1 pseudogene is annotated in these 274 nt (G+C 60.9%); it reads right to left on the reverse strand.

The annotated features are described in order from the left end of the window. Positions 1 to 274, reverse strand: a pseudogene (locus tag Q5762_RS38345) (hypothetical protein); the annotation flags it as partial.

A 274-nucleotide genomic window follows, 5' to 3' on the forward strand; every position in this document is an offset into this window, starting at 1 on the left:
TCGCTGCCGAACAGCGCTGGGCCAAGGCTCTGTTGCCACTGATTCGCCTTGACCCAATTGGCCAGTTCCACCACTCGGCGTGCGGTGGCCATGATGAGCGCAAAGCCGGTATCTGCCGTCGTTTCTGTAAGCACATCCGGGGTGTTGCATACCAGGATGCCGCGCCGGGTCAGTTCATCGACGGGCAGATGGTCATAGCCGACGGAAATGGTGGCGATGACCTTGAGGGCACGGGAGGCTTCCAGCAGCTCATCGGTGATGAGCAGTCTGGAGC

It is taken from the genome of Streptomyces sp. P9(2023) (assembly GCF_032436795.1).
GTDB lineage: Bacteria > Actinomycetota > Actinomycetes > Streptomycetales > Streptomycetaceae > Streptomyces.